The 15,313-nt window shown below is 70.8% G+C and carries 15 protein-coding genes; 2 read left to right on the top strand and 13 right to left on the bottom strand.

The genetic code is table 11. From position 1 onward, the window contains the following. Positions 1 to 45 precede the first annotated feature (45 nt). Positions 46 to 555: a MarR family winged helix-turn-helix transcriptional regulator gene (locus LOZ83_RS27250; protein ID WP_236794548.1), complete on the bottom strand. Its 510-nt coding sequence runs from the start codon at positions 553 to 555 to the stop codon at positions 46 to 48. 96 nt (positions 556 to 651) lie between these two features. Between LOZ83_RS27250 and LOZ83_RS27245 the strand changes: the two genes are divergently transcribed. Continuing rightward, a complete protein-coding gene (locus tag LOZ83_RS27245) occupies positions 652 to 1,194 on the top strand; it encodes a YceI family protein (RefSeq protein ID WP_236794547.1) in 543 nt (180 codons plus the stop codon). 62 nt (positions 1,195 to 1,256) lie between these two features. Here the strand turns inward: LOZ83_RS27245 and LOZ83_RS27240 are convergent, their stop codons facing one another. From LOZ83_RS27240 to LOZ83_RS27220, 5 genes are all read right to left on the bottom strand, one after another. Next, entirely contained in the window at positions 1,257 to 1,799 is a 543-nt protein-coding gene (locus LOZ83_RS27240) for an HIT domain-containing protein (RefSeq protein ID WP_236794546.1), read from the bottom strand. After that, on the bottom strand, positions 1,796 to 3,841 hold the full coding sequence (thrS, locus tag LOZ83_RS27235; protein ID WP_236794545.1) for a threonine--tRNA ligase: 2,046 nt from the start codon (positions 3,839 to 3,841) through the stop codon (positions 1,796 to 1,798). Before thrS ends, LOZ83_RS27240 begins: the two co-directional genes overlap by 4 nt. Before the next feature lie 74 nt (positions 3,842 to 3,915). Beyond that, the gene (locus tag LOZ83_RS27230; RefSeq protein WP_236794544.1) at positions 3,916 to 4,533 is read right to left on the bottom strand and encodes a malonic semialdehyde reductase; all 618 of its coding nucleotides are present in this window, start codon (positions 4,531 to 4,533) and stop codon (positions 3,916 to 3,918) included. Positions 4,534 to 4,626: 93 nt separating this feature from the next. Next, positions 4,627 to 5,445 carry a family 16 glycosylhydrolase gene (locus LOZ83_RS27225; protein ID WP_236794543.1) on the bottom strand — a complete coding sequence of 273 codons (819 nt, stop codon included), beginning with the start codon at positions 5,443 to 5,445 and terminating at the stop codon, positions 4,627 to 4,629. Between the two features lie 64 nt (positions 5,446 to 5,509). After that, a complete protein-coding gene (locus LOZ83_RS27220; RefSeq protein ID WP_236794542.1) occupies positions 5,510 to 6,346 on the bottom strand; it encodes a glycosyltransferase in 837 nt (278 codons plus the stop codon). Between the two features lie 56 nt (positions 6,347 to 6,402). Between LOZ83_RS27220 and LOZ83_RS27215 the strand changes: the two genes are divergently transcribed. Then, positions 6,403 to 7,632, top strand: coding sequence for a hypothetical protein (locus tag LOZ83_RS27215; RefSeq protein ID WP_236794541.1), 1,230 nt, complete (start codon positions 6,403 to 6,405; stop codon positions 7,630 to 7,632). Positions 7,633 to 7,634: 2 nt separating this feature from the next. On the opposite strand, the gene LOZ83_RS27210 is transcribed toward LOZ83_RS27215, so the two are convergent. The 7 genes from LOZ83_RS27210 to LOZ83_RS27180 all read right to left on the bottom strand — a co-directional run bounded on the left by LOZ83_RS27210 (position 7,635) and on the right by LOZ83_RS27180 (position 15,300). Next, positions 7,635 to 7,865: a hypothetical protein gene (locus tag LOZ83_RS27210; protein ID WP_236794540.1), complete on the bottom strand. Its 231-nt coding sequence runs from the start codon at positions 7,863 to 7,865 to the stop codon at positions 7,635 to 7,637. Next, the gene (locus tag LOZ83_RS27205; protein WP_236794539.1) at positions 7,862 to 8,386 is read right to left on the bottom strand and encodes a DapH/DapD/GlmU-related protein; all 525 of its coding nucleotides are present in this window, start codon (positions 8,384 to 8,386) and stop codon (positions 7,862 to 7,864) included. Before LOZ83_RS27205 ends, LOZ83_RS27210 begins: the two co-directional genes overlap by 4 nt. A 214-nt stretch (positions 8,387 to 8,600) precedes the next feature. Further along, the gene (locus LOZ83_RS27200) at positions 8,601 to 10,607 is read right to left on the bottom strand and encodes a hypothetical protein (protein WP_236794538.1); all 2,007 of its coding nucleotides are present in this window, start codon (positions 10,605 to 10,607) and stop codon (positions 8,601 to 8,603) included. After that, the gene (locus LOZ83_RS27195; RefSeq protein WP_236794537.1) at positions 10,604 to 11,836 is read right to left on the bottom strand and encodes a lipopolysaccharide biosynthesis protein; all 1,233 of its coding nucleotides are present in this window, start codon (positions 11,834 to 11,836) and stop codon (positions 10,604 to 10,606) included. The genes LOZ83_RS27200 and LOZ83_RS27195 overlap by 4 nt, the downstream gene beginning before the upstream one ends. Continuing rightward, positions 11,833 to 12,189, bottom strand: a complete 357-nt coding sequence (locus tag LOZ83_RS27190; RefSeq protein ID WP_236794536.1) for a DUF1616 domain-containing protein — start codon at positions 12,187 to 12,189, stop codon at positions 11,833 to 11,835. The genes LOZ83_RS27195 and LOZ83_RS27190 overlap by 4 nt, the downstream gene beginning before the upstream one ends. 34 nt (positions 12,190 to 12,223) lie before the next feature. Next, positions 12,224 to 14,395: a glycosyltransferase gene (locus LOZ83_RS27185; RefSeq protein ID WP_236794535.1), complete on the bottom strand. Its 2,172-nt coding sequence runs from the start codon at positions 14,393 to 14,395 to the stop codon at positions 12,224 to 12,226. Next, complete coding sequence (locus tag LOZ83_RS27180; protein WP_236794534.1) at positions 14,392 to 15,300, bottom strand: glycosyltransferase family 2 protein; 909 nt, start codon at positions 15,298 to 15,300, stop codon at positions 14,392 to 14,394. The genes LOZ83_RS27185 and LOZ83_RS27180 overlap by 4 nt, the downstream gene beginning before the upstream one ends. Positions 15,301 to 15,313: the final 13 nt, after the last annotated feature.

The raw sequence follows: 15,313 nt of genomic DNA, 5'->3' as shown, positions 1-15,313 counted from the left end.
CAGCGTAACCACCCCTGACCAGCGACCGGTGGCCCGGCGCGCCGTTCATCCCGCGGAACCGGCCTCGGCCGCGTCCGCCTCGGCCATCGCGGCGGTGCACGGCGCGGTCAGCCGGTTACGGATCGCGCCGGCGATCTCACCGAGCGCACGCATCTGGTCCGGGGTCAGCGCGTCGAACAGGGCTTCACGGACGGCTTCGACATGACCGGGCGCGGCGGCCTCGATCGTGGCGAGCCCGTCGGCGGTGAGTGTCGCGTTGGCGCCGCGCTTGTCGGCCGCGCAGCTGTCGCGGCGGACCCAGCCGTTCTCCTCCAGCCGCGCCACGGCGTGGGAAAGGCGGCTGCGCGACGACCGGCACCGCTCGGCCAGCTCGCTCATCCGCAGGGTGCGGCCGGGCGCCTCGGACAGCACGACGAGCACCTCGTAGTAGGTGTGTGGCATCCCGGAATCACGCTGCAGGCGGCCTTCCACGTGCCCGCGTACCATGTCCACTGCCGCGGAGAAATCACGCCAGACGCGTTGCTCCTCGTCGCTGAGCCACCGAGTTCCCGCCATGCGGACAATTCTACCTCTGGTTGAGCCCTCAATTAGATTTGGTAGAGTCCGGTTGAGAGCTCAATAGATAGCATGGCTAAGCAAAGGAGTCCCGGCATGAGCGCACCCACGACGGAGATCCCCGGCTACACCGCCGGTACCTGGAAGATCGACGGCGCCCACTCCGACGTGACATTCGTCGTGCGGCACCTGGGGGTGTCGAAGGTCCGCGGCCGCTTCGACCAGGTCGACACCACGATCGTGACCGCCGAGAACGTGCTCGACTCGACGGTGACCACGACGATCCAGGCGACCAGCATCGACACCAACAACGAGCAGCGCGACGGGCACGTCCGCAGCGGCGACTTCCTGGACGTCGAGCAGTTCCCGACGCTGACCTTCACCTCGACCGCGATCCGGGTGGAAGACGGCGACTACCTCATCGACGGCGACCTGACCATCCACGGCGTCACCAAGCCGGTCACCCTCGCCGCCGAGCTGGGCGGCTTCGGCGACGGCCCCAACGGGAAGGTGCTGGGCATCTCGGCGTCGACCGAGGTCAGCCGCACCGAGTTCGGCGTCGGTGCCGGCGTCCCGGGTGCCGTGGTCAGCGACAAGATCAAGATCGAGCTGGACATCGAGGCCGGGCTGCAGGACTGAACCCGCCTACGAGCGAGAACGCCCCTTCGTCAAACGGCGGAGGGGCGTTCGGCGTCTGCCGGTCACTTCCAGGCGGCGGCCAGCAGCGCCCGGGTCTCCCCCAATAGCTGCGGCAGCACCTTGGTGTGCCCGAGGACCGGCATGAAGTTCGCGTCGCCGCCCCAGCGGGGCACCACGTGCTGGTGCAGGTGCGCGGCGATCCCAGCACCCGCGACCGGGCCCTGGTTCATCCCGATGTTGAACCCGTGCGCACCCGAGACCGAGCGGATCACCTGCATCGCGTGCTGGGTGAACTCCGCCAGCTCCGCGGTCTCCTCGGTGGTCAGGTCCGGGTAGTCCGCGATGTGCCGGTACGGCAGCACCATCAGATGCCCCGGGTTGTACGGGTACAGGTTCAGCACCGCCCAGACCTGCTCGCCGCGCGCGATGATCAGCGCGTCCTCGTCGGGCAGGTCGAGCAGGCGGCAGAACGGGCAGCCCTCCGGTTCGTCGCCCTCGGGCTTGTCCTGGCCCTGCACATACGCGAGCCGGTGGGGCGTCCACAGGCGCTGCAGCGCGTCGGGGACGCCGATGCCGTCCTGCGGAACGATCTCGGGCTCGGTCACCCCAGAACCGCCCCGAGCGCCTCGGCGGTCGGCGAGCTGTTCTCCCGGCGCGCGATCCAGCCGGCGATCGCCTCGACCGCGTCGGCCACCGGTACCGCGTTGATCTGGCCGCCGTCGCGGAACCGGAACGACACCGCGCCCGCCTCGGCGTCCTTGGCGCCGGCCAGCAGCAGGAACGGCACCTTCTGCGTGGTGTGGGTGCGGATCTTCTTCTGCATCCGGTCGTCGCTGGTGTCCACCTCGACGCGGATCCCCTTGGCCCGCAAGGCTTTCTCGATCGCCCGCAGGTGATCGACGTGCTCGTCGGCGATCGGGATGCCGACCACCTGCACCGGCGCGAGCCAGGCCGGGAAGGCGCCCGCGTAGTGCTCGGTGAGCACGCCGAAGAACCGCTCGATCGACCCGAACAGCGCGCGGTGGATCATCACCGGCTGCTGCCGGGTGCCGTCGGCCGCCTGGTAGCTCAGCTCGAACCGCTTGGGCTGGTTGAAGTCGACCTGGATGGTCGACATCTGCCAGGTGCGGCCGATCGCGTCCTTGGCCTGCACGGAGATCTTCGGCCCGTAGAACGCGGCACCACCCGGGTCCGGCACCAGGTGCAGCCCGGAGGACTCGGCGGCCGTCCGCAGCGCCTCGGTGGCCTCTTCCCACTCGGCGTCCTCGCCGATGAACTTCGGCGAATCGTCCCGAGTGGACAGTTCGAGGTAGAAGTCGTCGAGACCGTAGTCGCGCAACAGGTCCAGCACGAAGGTCAGCAGCGAGGTCAGCTCGCCGGGCATCTGCTCCTTGGTGCAGTAGATGTGCGAGTCGTCCTGGGTCATCCCGCGCACCCGGGTGAGCCCGTGCACCACGCCCGACTTCTCGTACCGGTACACCGATCCGAACTCGAACAGCCGCAGCGGCAGCTCGCGGTAGGACCGCCCGCGCGAGCGGAAGATCAGGTTGTGCATCGGGCAGTTCATCGACTTGACGTAGTAGTCCGAGCCCTCGAGATGCATCGGGGGGAACATGCTCTCGGCGTAGTAGGGCAGGTGGCCCGACGTCTCGAACAGCCCGCCCTTGGTGACGTGCGGGGTGTTCACGAACTCGTAGCCGTGCTCCTCGTGCTTCTGCCGCGAGTACGCCTCCAGCTCACGGCGGATGATGCCGCCACGGGGGTGGAACACCGGCAGGCCGGAGCCCAGCTCCTCGGGGAAGGAGAACAGGTCCAGCTCCGCGCCGAGCTTGCGGTGGTCACGCCGCTCGGCCTCGGCGAGCATCTCCAGGTACCCGTCCAGGGCCTCCTGGGACTCCCATGCGGTGCCGTAGATCCGTTGCAGCTGCGGGTTCTTCTCGTCCCCGCGCCAGTACGCGGCGGCGACCCGGGTGAGCTTGAACGCCGGGATGTACTTGGTGGTCGGCACGTGCGGGCCGCGGCACAGGTCGCTCCAGACCCGTTCCTTGGTGCGCGGGTCGAGGTTGTCGTAGATGGTCAGCTCGCCAGCGGGATTACTGTCGACCTCCATCACCTCTGATGTGTCCACAGTGTCCACTTCGGACTTGAGGTCCACCAGCTCCAGCTTGAACGGCTCGTCCGCCAGCTCCTCGCGCGCGGCCTCGACCGACTCGACGACGCGGCGGGAGAACTGCTGCGAGCCCTTGATGATCTGCTTCATGCGCTTCTCCAGCGCCTGCAGGTCCTCGGGGGTGAACGGGGTGTCGACCTGGAAGTCGTAGTAGAAGCCGTCCTTGACCGGCGGGCCGATACCGAGCCTGGCCTTCGGGAACTGCTGCTGGACAGCCTGGGCTAGCACGTGCGCGGCGGAGTGCCGGATGACGCTGCGGCCGTCGTCGGTGTTCGCCGCGACGGCCTCGACCGCGGTTTCCGCTTCAGGCGCCCAGGCCAGGTCGCGCAGCCGGCCGCCGGCGTCGCGGACGACCACGATCGCGTCCGCGCCCTTCGTCGGCAGGCCCGCCTCGCGGACCGCCGTCCCCGCCGTGGTCCCGGCCGGTACCACCACGCTTGAAGCGGGGGCGGCTGCGACGGACGACGGTAGGTTCACGATGGGCTCCTCGTGCGCGAAAACGGTGACCCACCGATGCTATCCGCCGTCCACCGCAAGCTTTCCGCCAGGGATCAGACGGTCTCCACGACCTCGTCGTAGTCGAGGCGCGGCAGCCGGCCGAACCACGGGTTGTCGCCCGGCTTGCCGACGTTGACGACGACCAGCGACTTCCACTTGTTGCCCGCGAAGAACTCACCGTCGATGCCGGCGCTGTCGAAGCCGGTCATCGGGCCGGCGGCCAGGCCCGCGGCGCGGACGCCGATGATGAAGTAGCCGACCTGCAGCAACGAGTTCAGCCGGGCGAAGCCCTCGCGGCCCTCCTCGCTGCCGACGAACAGGTCCTTGGCGTCCGGCTTGTGCGGGAAGGTCTTCGGCAGGTTCTCGTGGAAGTCCGTGTCGGCGGCCAGCACGACGGTCACCGGGGCGCTCGCGGTCTTGGCGCGGTTGCCCTCGGACATGTGCGGCAGCAGCCGCTCCTTGCCTTCCGGGGTGCGGACCACCAGCGCGCGCAGCGGCTGGGTGTTCATCGACGTCGGCGCCCACTTGACGAGATCGTAGATCGCCTGGAGCTGCTCGTCGGAAACCGGCTCCGCACTGAAGCTGTTGGCCGTGCGGGCCTCGCGGAAGAGCAGGTCCTGCACGTCCTGCGGCACTAGCAACGCATCGGTCAGGCTGACGCTCGAAGTCATGAAATCTCCCTGGAGTGCTGGTACATCAACACCCTAGGGCAACCTGGTTGAGCGTTTGACTATTTCCCGCCGCTCCTGTGGGCAGCATCACGCTCAGTTGTCGTAAATGCGCACCCAGTCGATCTGCACCGAGGATCGCACGGGGACACCCGGGTGCTTGCGGTTGTAGTTCTGCTGGATCACCAGGTGCATCGGTTTCTGCGGGATGAACTGCTTGTCGAGGTAGGCGCCCCAGGGCTGGCCGTCGATGTAGAGCGTGATCCGGTCGGGCTGCCAGTCCACGGCGTAGTTGTGCCACTGCGTCATGTCGAACGGCTGGCTGCGGTAGTAGCCGCCGTCGGTGTTGCCGGGGCCGTGCAGCCAGCTCTGCACGTACTGCCGGGCCGGGTCGTACTCCTCGGCGAAGTCGATCTCGCCGGTCTGCATCCAGTTCGCGTCGTCGGCGGGCCAGAGCAGGAACACCGGGTTGAAACCCGCGTCGGCGGGCGCGGGGAACCGCGCGCGGATCTCCCACCGGCCGAACGTCCGGTTCTGCTTCCACGCCATGCCGCACGTGGTGCCGGCGTCGTTGGCCAGGCCGGTGATCGTCAGGATCCCGCCGGAGAGGCTGCACAGGTTGGCGTCCAGGGTTTCCTTGGACGCCGTGTTGTACCCGTCGTAGACCCGCCAGCGGGCCGAGCTGACCTTCGTGCCGGTGAACTCGTCGGCGTCGGCGCGCGGCCAGTTCAGGTCGACCCCGGCCTCACCGCTGGAGGATCTGGTGGGGATCACGCTCGGGAGGCTCGAACCCAGCGTCGGCACCACCTCTTGCGCGTCGGAGGAGTCGAATCGTGCCGCCGTGGCGCGCACGGCGAACACCGCGCCGACGGCCAGCACCACGCAGACCACGAGGACGATCACTCGACGTTTCACCGCGACAAAATACATCCCTCATTCGGGTGTATGTCAGCCCTCCACGTACTTCCGCGCGAGCCGGTCACTCCGCGCGTTCGGCCTGATGCTTGGCCAGCAGGAACAATGCCTGGCGGCGAAGCCGGGCGCCCGGTGCCAGCGCTACCCCGACGAGCCGGTCCCGTTTCCGGATCTCCCAATCGGGTGATGCCGCCAGGCTCTCGCTCAGGTCGCGCTGCTCGGCGTACTCCGCGCGCTGCGCCCGTGCCGACACCGAGCCGCGGTTGATCCGGAAGGCGGCGAGCGACTCCTCGATCCCGTAGAAGTCACCGAGCTCCAGCAGCCGGATCCACAGCGCGAGGTCCATCGGGAACCGCCACCGCGCGTCGAAACCGCCGACCTTGTCGAAATGCTCGCGGCGGAACAGCGCGCCGCCCGGCTCGCCGAGCGGGTTCCCGCCGTGCCGGACGATCTTGCGGACGACGTCGGCGCTGGGCCGCCTCCCGAGCAGACCGCGCAGTCCGCGGTTGCGAGTGATCATCCGGGCCTGCTCGTTGATCAGGTCGCGGCGGCTGCACACGAGCGCGAGGCCGGGCTCGGCGGCGAACGCCGCGTGCTGCTGTTCGAGGCAGCGCGGGTGCAGCAGATCGTCGGCGCACAGCAGTTTCACCAGCGGGGCGGTAGTTTCGGCGACGGCCCGGTTCCAGTTGTCGGCCAGCGGGAGCACGTGCTCGTTGCGCACCACGCGGAGCCGCGGATCGTCGAAGCCGGCGAGGATCTCGGCGGTGCGGTCGGTCGAGGCGTTGTCGAGCACCACCAGCTCGAAGTCGGCGAAGGTCTGGGAAAGGACGCTCGAGACGGTGTCGGCGAGGTACCGCTCGGCCTGGTATGCCGGAACGCAGACGGAGACCGCGGGTCTCACGACGATTCCTCCTTCCGGTGTGATCCGCCGGCGGGCGCGGCGGTGATCGGTCCCGCATGATCAGGATCATGGGCATCCTGGCGATGGTGGCCGCGCTCGTGACGGCGCTGATGCTGTGGCTGCCCGCGCCCGGTCAGCACGAGCCCGACGGAACGGCGGGGATGATGCTCGGCGTGACACACGGGCAGTACAGCCTGGACTCGTGGCTGCCGCCGGACCAGCGCGCGAGCGGCGAGCGGATCCTCGGCGCCACTCCCCTGCTGCAGAACCAGCACATCATGGGCTTCGGCGTGGGCAACCCCGAACCGGCGCCGGGCGACTACGACTGGTCCCGGCTCGACGAGCGGATGGACCTGATCGGGCGGACCGGCGGCGTTCCGGTGATCACCCTGTGCTGCGCACCGGACTGGATGAAGGGCGGCCAGGCCGGTACGACGAACTGGGACGATCTCGCCGCCGCGCCGCAGCCCGCGCATTTCGGCGACTTCGCCACGCTGGCCGCGAAGGTCGCCGAGCGCTATCCGCAGGTGCGCTACTTCCAGGTGTGGAACGAACTCAAGGGGTTCTGGGACGACAGCGCCGGCGGCTGGGACATCGCGGGCTTCACCGACTTCTACAACCAGGTCTACGACGCGGTGAAGAAAGTGCGCCCGGACGCGCTGATCGGCGGGCCGTACGTGGTGCTCGACCTGTTCGCCGCGACCACCCATCCGTCGGCGATGCGGGGCGCCTACGGGGTCGTCGACCAGCGTTCGCTCGACGCCATCACGTACTGGAACACGCACAAGCACGGTGCGGACTTCGTCGCACTCGACGCGTCGACGCTGACCCGCGACCAGGGCCTGATCACCTCGCCGGGCGCCGCGAGCGCCATCTACGCCGACGCGACCCGCTGGGCGCGGAACCTGACCGGGCTGCCCGTGTGGTGGTCGGAGTTCTACCCGCAGGCGCCCGAGAACACCGACCAGGCGCGGGCCGTGGTCACCCTGGACGCCGTCGCGAGAGCCGCCGAAGCGGGTGCGGCGGCCATGTTGCTGTGGCAGCCGCAGGCGAGCGCGGACCTGCCGTACGCCGCGTTGTGGTCGGCGCCGCCGGACGTCGGGCCGACGAGTCTCACGCGGGCGTGGACCTGGCTCGCGCCACGGTTGCGCGAGGGCTCGGTGCGGATCACCCGCGACGTCCCGGACAGCCTCGTGCGCTTCACGGACGGCCCGGAAACGTTGACGCTCAACCTTTCCGGCTCGGCGCAACAGCGGCTGGCGCCGTACTCGATCACGCTGGACTGAGGTCATACGGTCAGCCCCACCACGATCCGCCAGACCGCGCCGATCACCGTCAGCACGGTCAGCGCCAGCGCCACGATGTCCAGGGTGCGGATCCGCACCGTGCGCGCGCTCGCCGAGTCGGTGGAGCGGCGGCCGACGGCGAGTTCCTTGAGCACGGTGCGGACCACGAGCACGACCAGCAGCGCCACCCCGAGGACCGCGGTGACCAGCGTCAGCACATCGGCCGGGCTCATGGTGTGTCCACCGTCGTCTTCCGGACGAGCCGCGCCGGCACCCCGGCGTACACGCCCGCGACCGGGCAGTCGCGCGTCACGACCGCGCCGGCCGCGATCACGACGTCGTCGGCGATCCGGACACCGGGCAGGATCTGGGCGCGCGCGCCGACCCACACCCGGTCGCCGATCTCGACCGCGCGGCCCTCGGCGATCCGGGACACCGTGCCGTCGGGCAGCGTCGGGTGGTGCGAGGTGACGATCATGGCCTGCGGGCCGAACTGGCAGGCCTCACCGATCCGGATCGGCGCCACCGGCTCCAGGTAGCACTCGGCGTTGAGGAACGTGCGCCGGCCGATCTCCAGGTTCCGCATCGAGCCGTAGACGCGCAGGCCGGGAAAGATGTTGCCGGAACGCACCTGCGCGCCGAGCAGCTTGTAGCCGGCCAGCCGCAGCGGGCGCGGCATGACCGCGCTGCCGAGCAGCCCGTTGACCACCGCGCCGACCGTCATCGCCCAGAGCTCTATCCGCACCTGGCCCATCAGTCTGCGGCCAAGCGGCGGTTCGGAGCGGCGGAGCCGCTCGCTGTGGGCTGTCAACCGGCGCCGCCGCGGGTTCTGAGGTGGTTCCTGGCGAGGACAGCGCCGACGTGGTGAATTGGCATTCATGAGGAGGCGATCCCGGAGCCAGGGGCCGCCTCAGGTTCCGCCACCCGCACCGCCACGCAAGCCGATCCGAGACATTGTTCCAAGTCGCTCACCCTGTTCCTCCACCACTGCCCTGGATGTTGTTGTCCGCCGGCGCGGTCCTGGCCAGCACCAGCGAGCCGTCGTCGTTGAAGGCGAGCCGGTACAGCCCGGTGTCCGCCAGCCCCTTGACGAGCCGGTCGCCGTAGTCGGCGGGCACGCCGTCGAAGATCTTCAGGTACGCGATCTGGGGCGGGGTGAGGACAAGATAGTCCGGCCCCGACTCGCGGACGCACGCGACGAGCGGGTCGAGCTGGTCCAGCCGCGGGCAGTAACCGTCCACTTCGTACTGGGTGACCTCGCCGACCCTGCTGAACGACAACGGCACCGAGTTCACCAGCGAGTCCACCCGCTGCCCGGGCTTGGCCTGCTGGACGGCCCACGCCGCGGCGGAGATGTCGCTGCGGGTGAAGCTGGTGTACGCGTCGTTGCCACCGCGCGCGGTGACCGTCGTGGCGATCAGCCCGGTCAGCACGAGCCACGGGATGCCGGCGAGCAGGACGGTGCGCGTCGGCCGGTTGCGCCAGCGCATCCGCCGCGCGCTGGTCGCCGCCCGTTCCAGCACGATCGCCGCGGGCAGCGCCAGCACCGGCAACGAGTACAGGAAGCACCGCACGAACACTTCGCCGCCGTAGGGCTGCGCGACCGCGATCCCGAACGGCGCCAGGCACAGCACCGGCAGCAGCCACGAGCGCAGCGCCTCCCGGCGCATCAGCACGACGCCGACCGCGCCCAGCCCCATCACGAACACGGTGGTCACGACGCGGACCGCGAGCACGATCAGATGCCCGGTGCCGCCGGCGAACCGGTTCACGATGCCCTCGTCCACCGACGAGCTGACGTCGCCGAGCGGGCTGAGGATCATCTGGATCAGCTGCCCGCTCCAGAACTCCGACGCGCCCAGGGAGAACCAGACGACCGCGGCGCCGAGCACGAGGAACGGCAGCCACGCCGGCCACAGCCTGCCGAACAGCAGCAGCAACAACAGGAGCGCGCCGAGCAGGAACGGCGTGAGCTGGTGGGTGAACGCGAGCGCGAGGCCGATCAGCACCACCGCGCCCTGCGCGACCAGCCGGGCCTTCGGGCTGGAGCGGGGTGCGAGGCGGGCCCGCAGTCTCGCCTTGACCGGTTCGGTGAGCCGGGGCCGCACCAGGTGCCGGAAGGTGAGCGTCAGCGCGGCGAGCAGCAGCACCATCGCGACGCCCTGCGGCGAGAAGTAGTCCTGTTCGGTCCAGTCGGCGGCGAGGAAGATCCACGGCGCGATCCAGGACGCGCGCCGGTTGCCGAGCGCGGACACCGCGAGCGCCCGCACGCCCAGCACCATCAGCCCGGACAGCACGAGCGGCGCCCAGTTCAGCAGCGGGACCGCGTCCGGGATCCCGGCCGCCTTGGTGATCATCGCGACGAGGGAGAAGAAACCGGCCCAGGAGAACCGCGCGTCGTAGTTGTGCAGGATGTCGCCGTGGGTGGCGATGTAGTCGGCGAACCCGACGTGCAGCCAGCCGACCGGAAGCCGCGCGACCTGTTCGACCGCGGGCTGCAGCCCGTACACGAACACGACGCCGAGCAGCGTGTACCCGGACAGGAACGGGGTGCGCGGGGTGTAGCGCAGCAGTTCCAGCACGAGCGCCGCGACCAGTATCGGATAGGACAGCAGGGTCGGGATGGACAGCTCGGCGACGATGCCCATACCGCCCATCTCCGACGGCGGGATGGGGTGCAGCCCGACGACCCACAGGATCAGCGCGACCGCGGCGAGCGCGGGCCCGGCGAACGGGTCGGCGAGGATCGCGGGGCGGCCGGCGCCCTGGCCGAGCCGGGGCCGTGACTCGACGGCCCGCTTCGGCGGTGCCTTGGCGTCCGGTGGTGCCGGTGGGCCGAGCTTGCCCGCGGCCGGGATGTAGCGGGTCGGGCTGCTGGGCGGCGGGTAGTGCACCGGCTGGTTGCGGCCCGGGTAGCGGCGGACCGGCCGGTTCGGGCGGAACGGCCGCAGGAACCGGGTGGGCAGGTTCGTCACGAGCGGGCCCCCGGCAGCCGGGTACGCAGGTCGGCGAGCACCACGACGGCGAGAACACCTTGCGCGACAAGCATTCCGATGCCGAACGTGAGCTGGCTCGGCATCACCAGCGCCAGCACCACGGCGGCCAGCGCGGTGACCGCGTGCAGGGCGGCGACGCCCAGGCCCCGGCCCGCCGCCAGGTGCACCCCGACCGCGAGCACGACGGCCAGCCGCGGCAGCTGGGCGGCGAGCAGGATCCGGAGCAGGTCGGTGCCCTGGGTGTAGTCCCGGCCGAAGATCGCCAGCAGCAGCCCGGCGAGCACACCACCGATCAGCAGGACCGGCGCGAACACGAGGAACAGCCGCCCGCCGGCGCCCCGCACCAGGCTCCGCGCGTGCTCCGGCTCGGCGGACAGGCGCACGACGAGCGGGTTCACGAACGCGGTGGCGGCCACGTCGAGCGCGTTGATCGCGGTCCAGACCACGAAGAAGACCGCGTTCGCCTCGGCGCCGAAGCGGTGCAGGATGATCAGCGGCACCAGGTTGTACAGCACGACGACGCACACGGTCGCGGGGTAGGTCGGGGCGAGCAGCCGCACGACCTCCCGCCGGTCCGGCAGCTCGCCCGGCCCGGCACCGGGGCGCACCCGGCGGAACACCAGCACTGTCACGACGACGACACCGAGCACGGTCGGCACCATCCAGGACAGCACCAGCCCGAGCGAGCCGACGACCGGCGCGAGCGCGCCCAGCAGAGCCAGCCGCAGCACGCTGAACGACCCGTTCTCCACCGGGACCCAGCGCGCCTGGCCGAGCCCGGTGAGCACCGCGTCCTGGAACTGGAACAGCGTCCAGCCGACCGCGGCGGGCACGAACAGCAGCACCCCGGCCGGCAGCCGATGCACCACGTCGGCGCCCGCGGGCACCAGCACGAACACCGCCGACCCGGCCAGCCCGCCGAGGAGCACCGCGAGATAACCGCGGGCGAGCAGCCGCCGGTTCTTCGCGCCGGACCGGGGAAGCCAGCGCAGGATCGCCGGGCCGAGGCCGAGTTCGGCCACCCCGGCGATGAGCAGGAACCCGGACACGAACGCGGACGTGTCGCCGACCTCGGCCGCGGGCAGCAGGCGCGCGGCGAGCACCCAGCCGACCATCCCGGCGACCGCGGTGATCCCGGCACTGGCCGACAGCGCGAGCCCGTCGGCCACCATTCCCTTGCCCGCGCGCCCGGGCTTCGTCTGGGTCACGACACGCTCCGCGGGCGGCTGCGCAGCACGTGGTGCACCAGCAGCGCCGCCGTCGCGATCGCCATCCCGACCACCGCCGCCTCCGGATGCCACTGATGGGTCAGCACGAGCATCTGCGCCACGATCAGCCCGACCGACAGCGACAGCCCGACCGCGCTGATCCAGGTGACCGACAGGTGCCGCACGTTGACGTAGGAGATCAGCGCCCAGCCCGGCGCGGTGCCGACGAACAGCAGCACCGCGATCGTCCGGATCGGGCTGTCCAGATCCAGCACGATCAGGAGCACGGTCACGAAACAGACACCGAGCAGGCCGTACGCCGTGAATCGGCGGATCCTGAGCTGCTCGGTCACTGCCACCCTTCCGTTCGAACGCGACGGCAATTCTCTACCGGGGGCGTGACCGTGCATCCAGCCGGTGCCGTTTCCATGCCCTCGCCAGTGCGAGCGGGCCGTCGAGCATGCCGTACCGCTCGTCGCGGCGCAGCTGGCGCAGCCGCGAACGGGCCGCACGATCCGACAGCGGCAGCTCGGGTGTCCGCGACGCGAGCCGCGCCATCCCGCGCGGGACGCGGCGGATGATCGAGAACACCCCGATCGGCCGTCGCACCACCGACAGCAGCAGCATCGCGGAGAGCCCGACGCCGTAGCCGCGCATCTGCTCGCGCAGCTCCAGCCAGTCCGCGCGGTGCGTGTGCCGGGCGACCGCGTGCGGGGTGTAGACGACCGTGCCGCGGGCGCGGGCGAGGCGGACGAACAGGTCCAGGTCCTCCCCCGACATCGCCGGCGTGCCCGCGCCCAGCAACGGGTCGAACCCGCGCAGTCCCTCGAACGTCGAGCGGCGCCACGTCGTGCAGCTGCCGGGGCCGTAGCGCGCCATCGACAGCGGGTACAGCGGGTCCTCGCGCACGGTCTCGCGGTCCAGCCGCTGGCGGCGGACGGTGTGGCTGTAGCCCTTGAGCCGCTCGAAGAGCACCTCGGCGTCGGTCTCCAGGCTCGCCGGCAGCACCATCGCGGTCACGCAGCCGACGTCCGGGTCTGCGACGAACTCCTCGGCGACCGCGTCGAACCAGCCGGGTTCGACGCTGATGTTCTCGTCGAGGAACGCGATGAACTCGCCGGTGCTCGCCACCGCACCGGTGTTGCGCGCGGTGCTCACGCCCTTGCGCGGCTCGACCAGGTAGCGCGCGCCGAGCCGCTCGACCTCGCCGCGCAGCCGGTCGTCCCCGTCCGGCTCGGCCGGGAAGTTGTCCACCACCAGGATTTCCAGCCGGGGATAGCCCGCGGCGAGCGCGGCGCGCACGCTTTCGACGGCCTGGTCCTTGCGGTGCGCGGTCGGGATCACGACGCTGATCAGCGGCCGTTCGAACTCCGGTTTCGGTGCCACCGCGGGGGTTCCGATGCCGATCAGGTCGAGCCGGACCGCGCCGCGGTGCACCGGCAGCAGCACCACGTCCAGCGTGCGCTCGCCGTCGCGCACCAGTACCTGCGCCGCGCGATAGTGCCCGACCGCGCGCGACGGGACCTGCAGCCGCGCGGGCATATCCCGAATGTCCACAGTGGCCACATGGATCGGGCCGTGCACGAGTTTCGGGGTGCTGACCCGGATCCGCAGCCGCTGCCGGGTCAGCTTGCCGCGCGCGTACCCGGCCGCGGTCGCGCCCACCACGACGAACAGCGCGACCAACCCCGAGAAACCCTTGCCGCGCAACGAGTTCCCGAACTCACGCAGCACGGCGGCCGGGATGACCCGGCGGAGGTAATCGCGTTCGGTGGACAGCGCCGCGTCCGCCCCGACCGACCGCGAGACCAGCGCCTTCGAGATCCCCTCACCCCAGCCGCGACGACGCAGGTAGCGCCAGGTCAGCCGGTCGGGCGTGACCCGGTGGCGCACCACCGACGAGGGCCGGAACACGATCAGCGCGCCCGGCGAGGCCTGCTCCAGCCGGATGCACAGCTCGGTCTCCTCGCAGCCCAGCGGCGTGCGCCCGACCCGGCCGAGATCCTCGGTGAACAGCCCGGCCAGCTGGAACGCCTCACGCCGGAAGGACATGTTGCAGCCCATCAGGTTCCGCACCGGGGTGTCGGTCACCGGCTGGCCGGTGTAGGTGCAGCCGACGACCCAGTCCAGCTCGCCGGTGCCCGCCCCGCGCGCGGGCAGCAGCCGCGAGCGCTCGCCGTCCGGCCACACCGGGCGCGCGGCCCCGCCGACGGCGAGCACCCGCGGGTCCCGGTAGCCGTCGAGCAACTGCTCGAGCCAGTCCGGTTCGGGCACGGCGTCGTCGTCGAGGAACGCGAGCACGTCGCCCTTGGCGAGTTCGATCGCGGTGTTGCGCGCTCCGGAAAGCCCGCGCCGTCCCGTGTTCGGCACCACGAGCACGCCGGAGAACCCGGCCGCGGCGCGCTGTTCGAGCTCCGGGTTGTGGTCGATCACAAGGATGATCTCGGCCACCGGCGCGGTCTGCGCCCGCACTCCCGCCACGGCGGCGACCAGGTCGTCCCAGCGCCGCTCGGTGTACGCGCAGATCACCACCGTGGTGGCGGGATCGGTGTCGGTCATGCTCTTTCTGCTCTTTCGATCACTCTTTCGGCCGCCTGCGGCAACGTGGCCGGGGTGAACTCGCCGAACCGGCGGGTACGGCGCTGGCGGCCGACGCGCTGCCACTCCGCGACGAGGGTGCGCAGCACGCGCCCGCCGTCGGTGAACGTGCGCAGGTTCGTCTCGCCGTAGATGCGCTTGCGCTCGACGCTCGGCACCTCGGTGATCCACAGGCCGAGTGCGGCGGCCCGGCAGTTGATCACGGTCTCGATCTCGAACCCGTCGCCCCACAGCATGTCCGGCTCCGGCGGCGCGAACACCGGCGGCAGCGCCAGGCGTGGCACGAGGTCCCGCCAGAACGCGTTGTAGCCGTAGCACAGATCCGTGAACCCGCCGGAGAACAGCGTGTTGGACAACCGGTTCAGCCCCGAGTTGCCTGCCGCGCGCAGCGCCGTGATGTCGTGGCTGCCGCCGCCGGGGGCGAACCGGGTGCCCTTTGCGAAATCCGCACCGCCGACGAGCGCGTCGACGAACCGGGCGATCTCGGCCGGGTCCGCGGAGCCGTCGGCGTCGAACATGACGATCAGGTCACCGGAGGCGGCCTGGAACCCGCACGCGAGCGCGTTCCCCTTGCCACGGCGGGTCTGCTGGATGACTCGGACCCCGGGCAGCGCCTCGTGCGCGGCCTGCAGCGTGTCGTCCCCGGAATGCCCGTCGACCACGATGACCTCGTGCACCCGGGGCAGCTCGGGCAGCACGACACGCAGGTTCGCGGCCTCGTTCTTGGCCGGGACGACGATGGTGACGTCGGGTTCGAGACGGCGCTTCGGGATGTGCCGGGCGGCGCGGGCGATCGCGTCGCCGAGGTTCTCGAACTCGGGCTGCTGCGCGCCGGTGACGCTACGCGGGGACTCGGTGATCGTCACGCGCTGGTTCCTC

Source organism: Amycolatopsis sp. GM8 (assembly GCF_021653975.1).
Taxonomy (GTDB): Bacteria; Actinomycetota; Actinomycetes; order Mycobacteriales; family Pseudonocardiaceae; genus Amycolatopsis_E.
The sequence above is the reverse complement of the archived record's forward strand: the minus strand, read 5'-3'. Positions and strand labels throughout refer to the sequence as shown.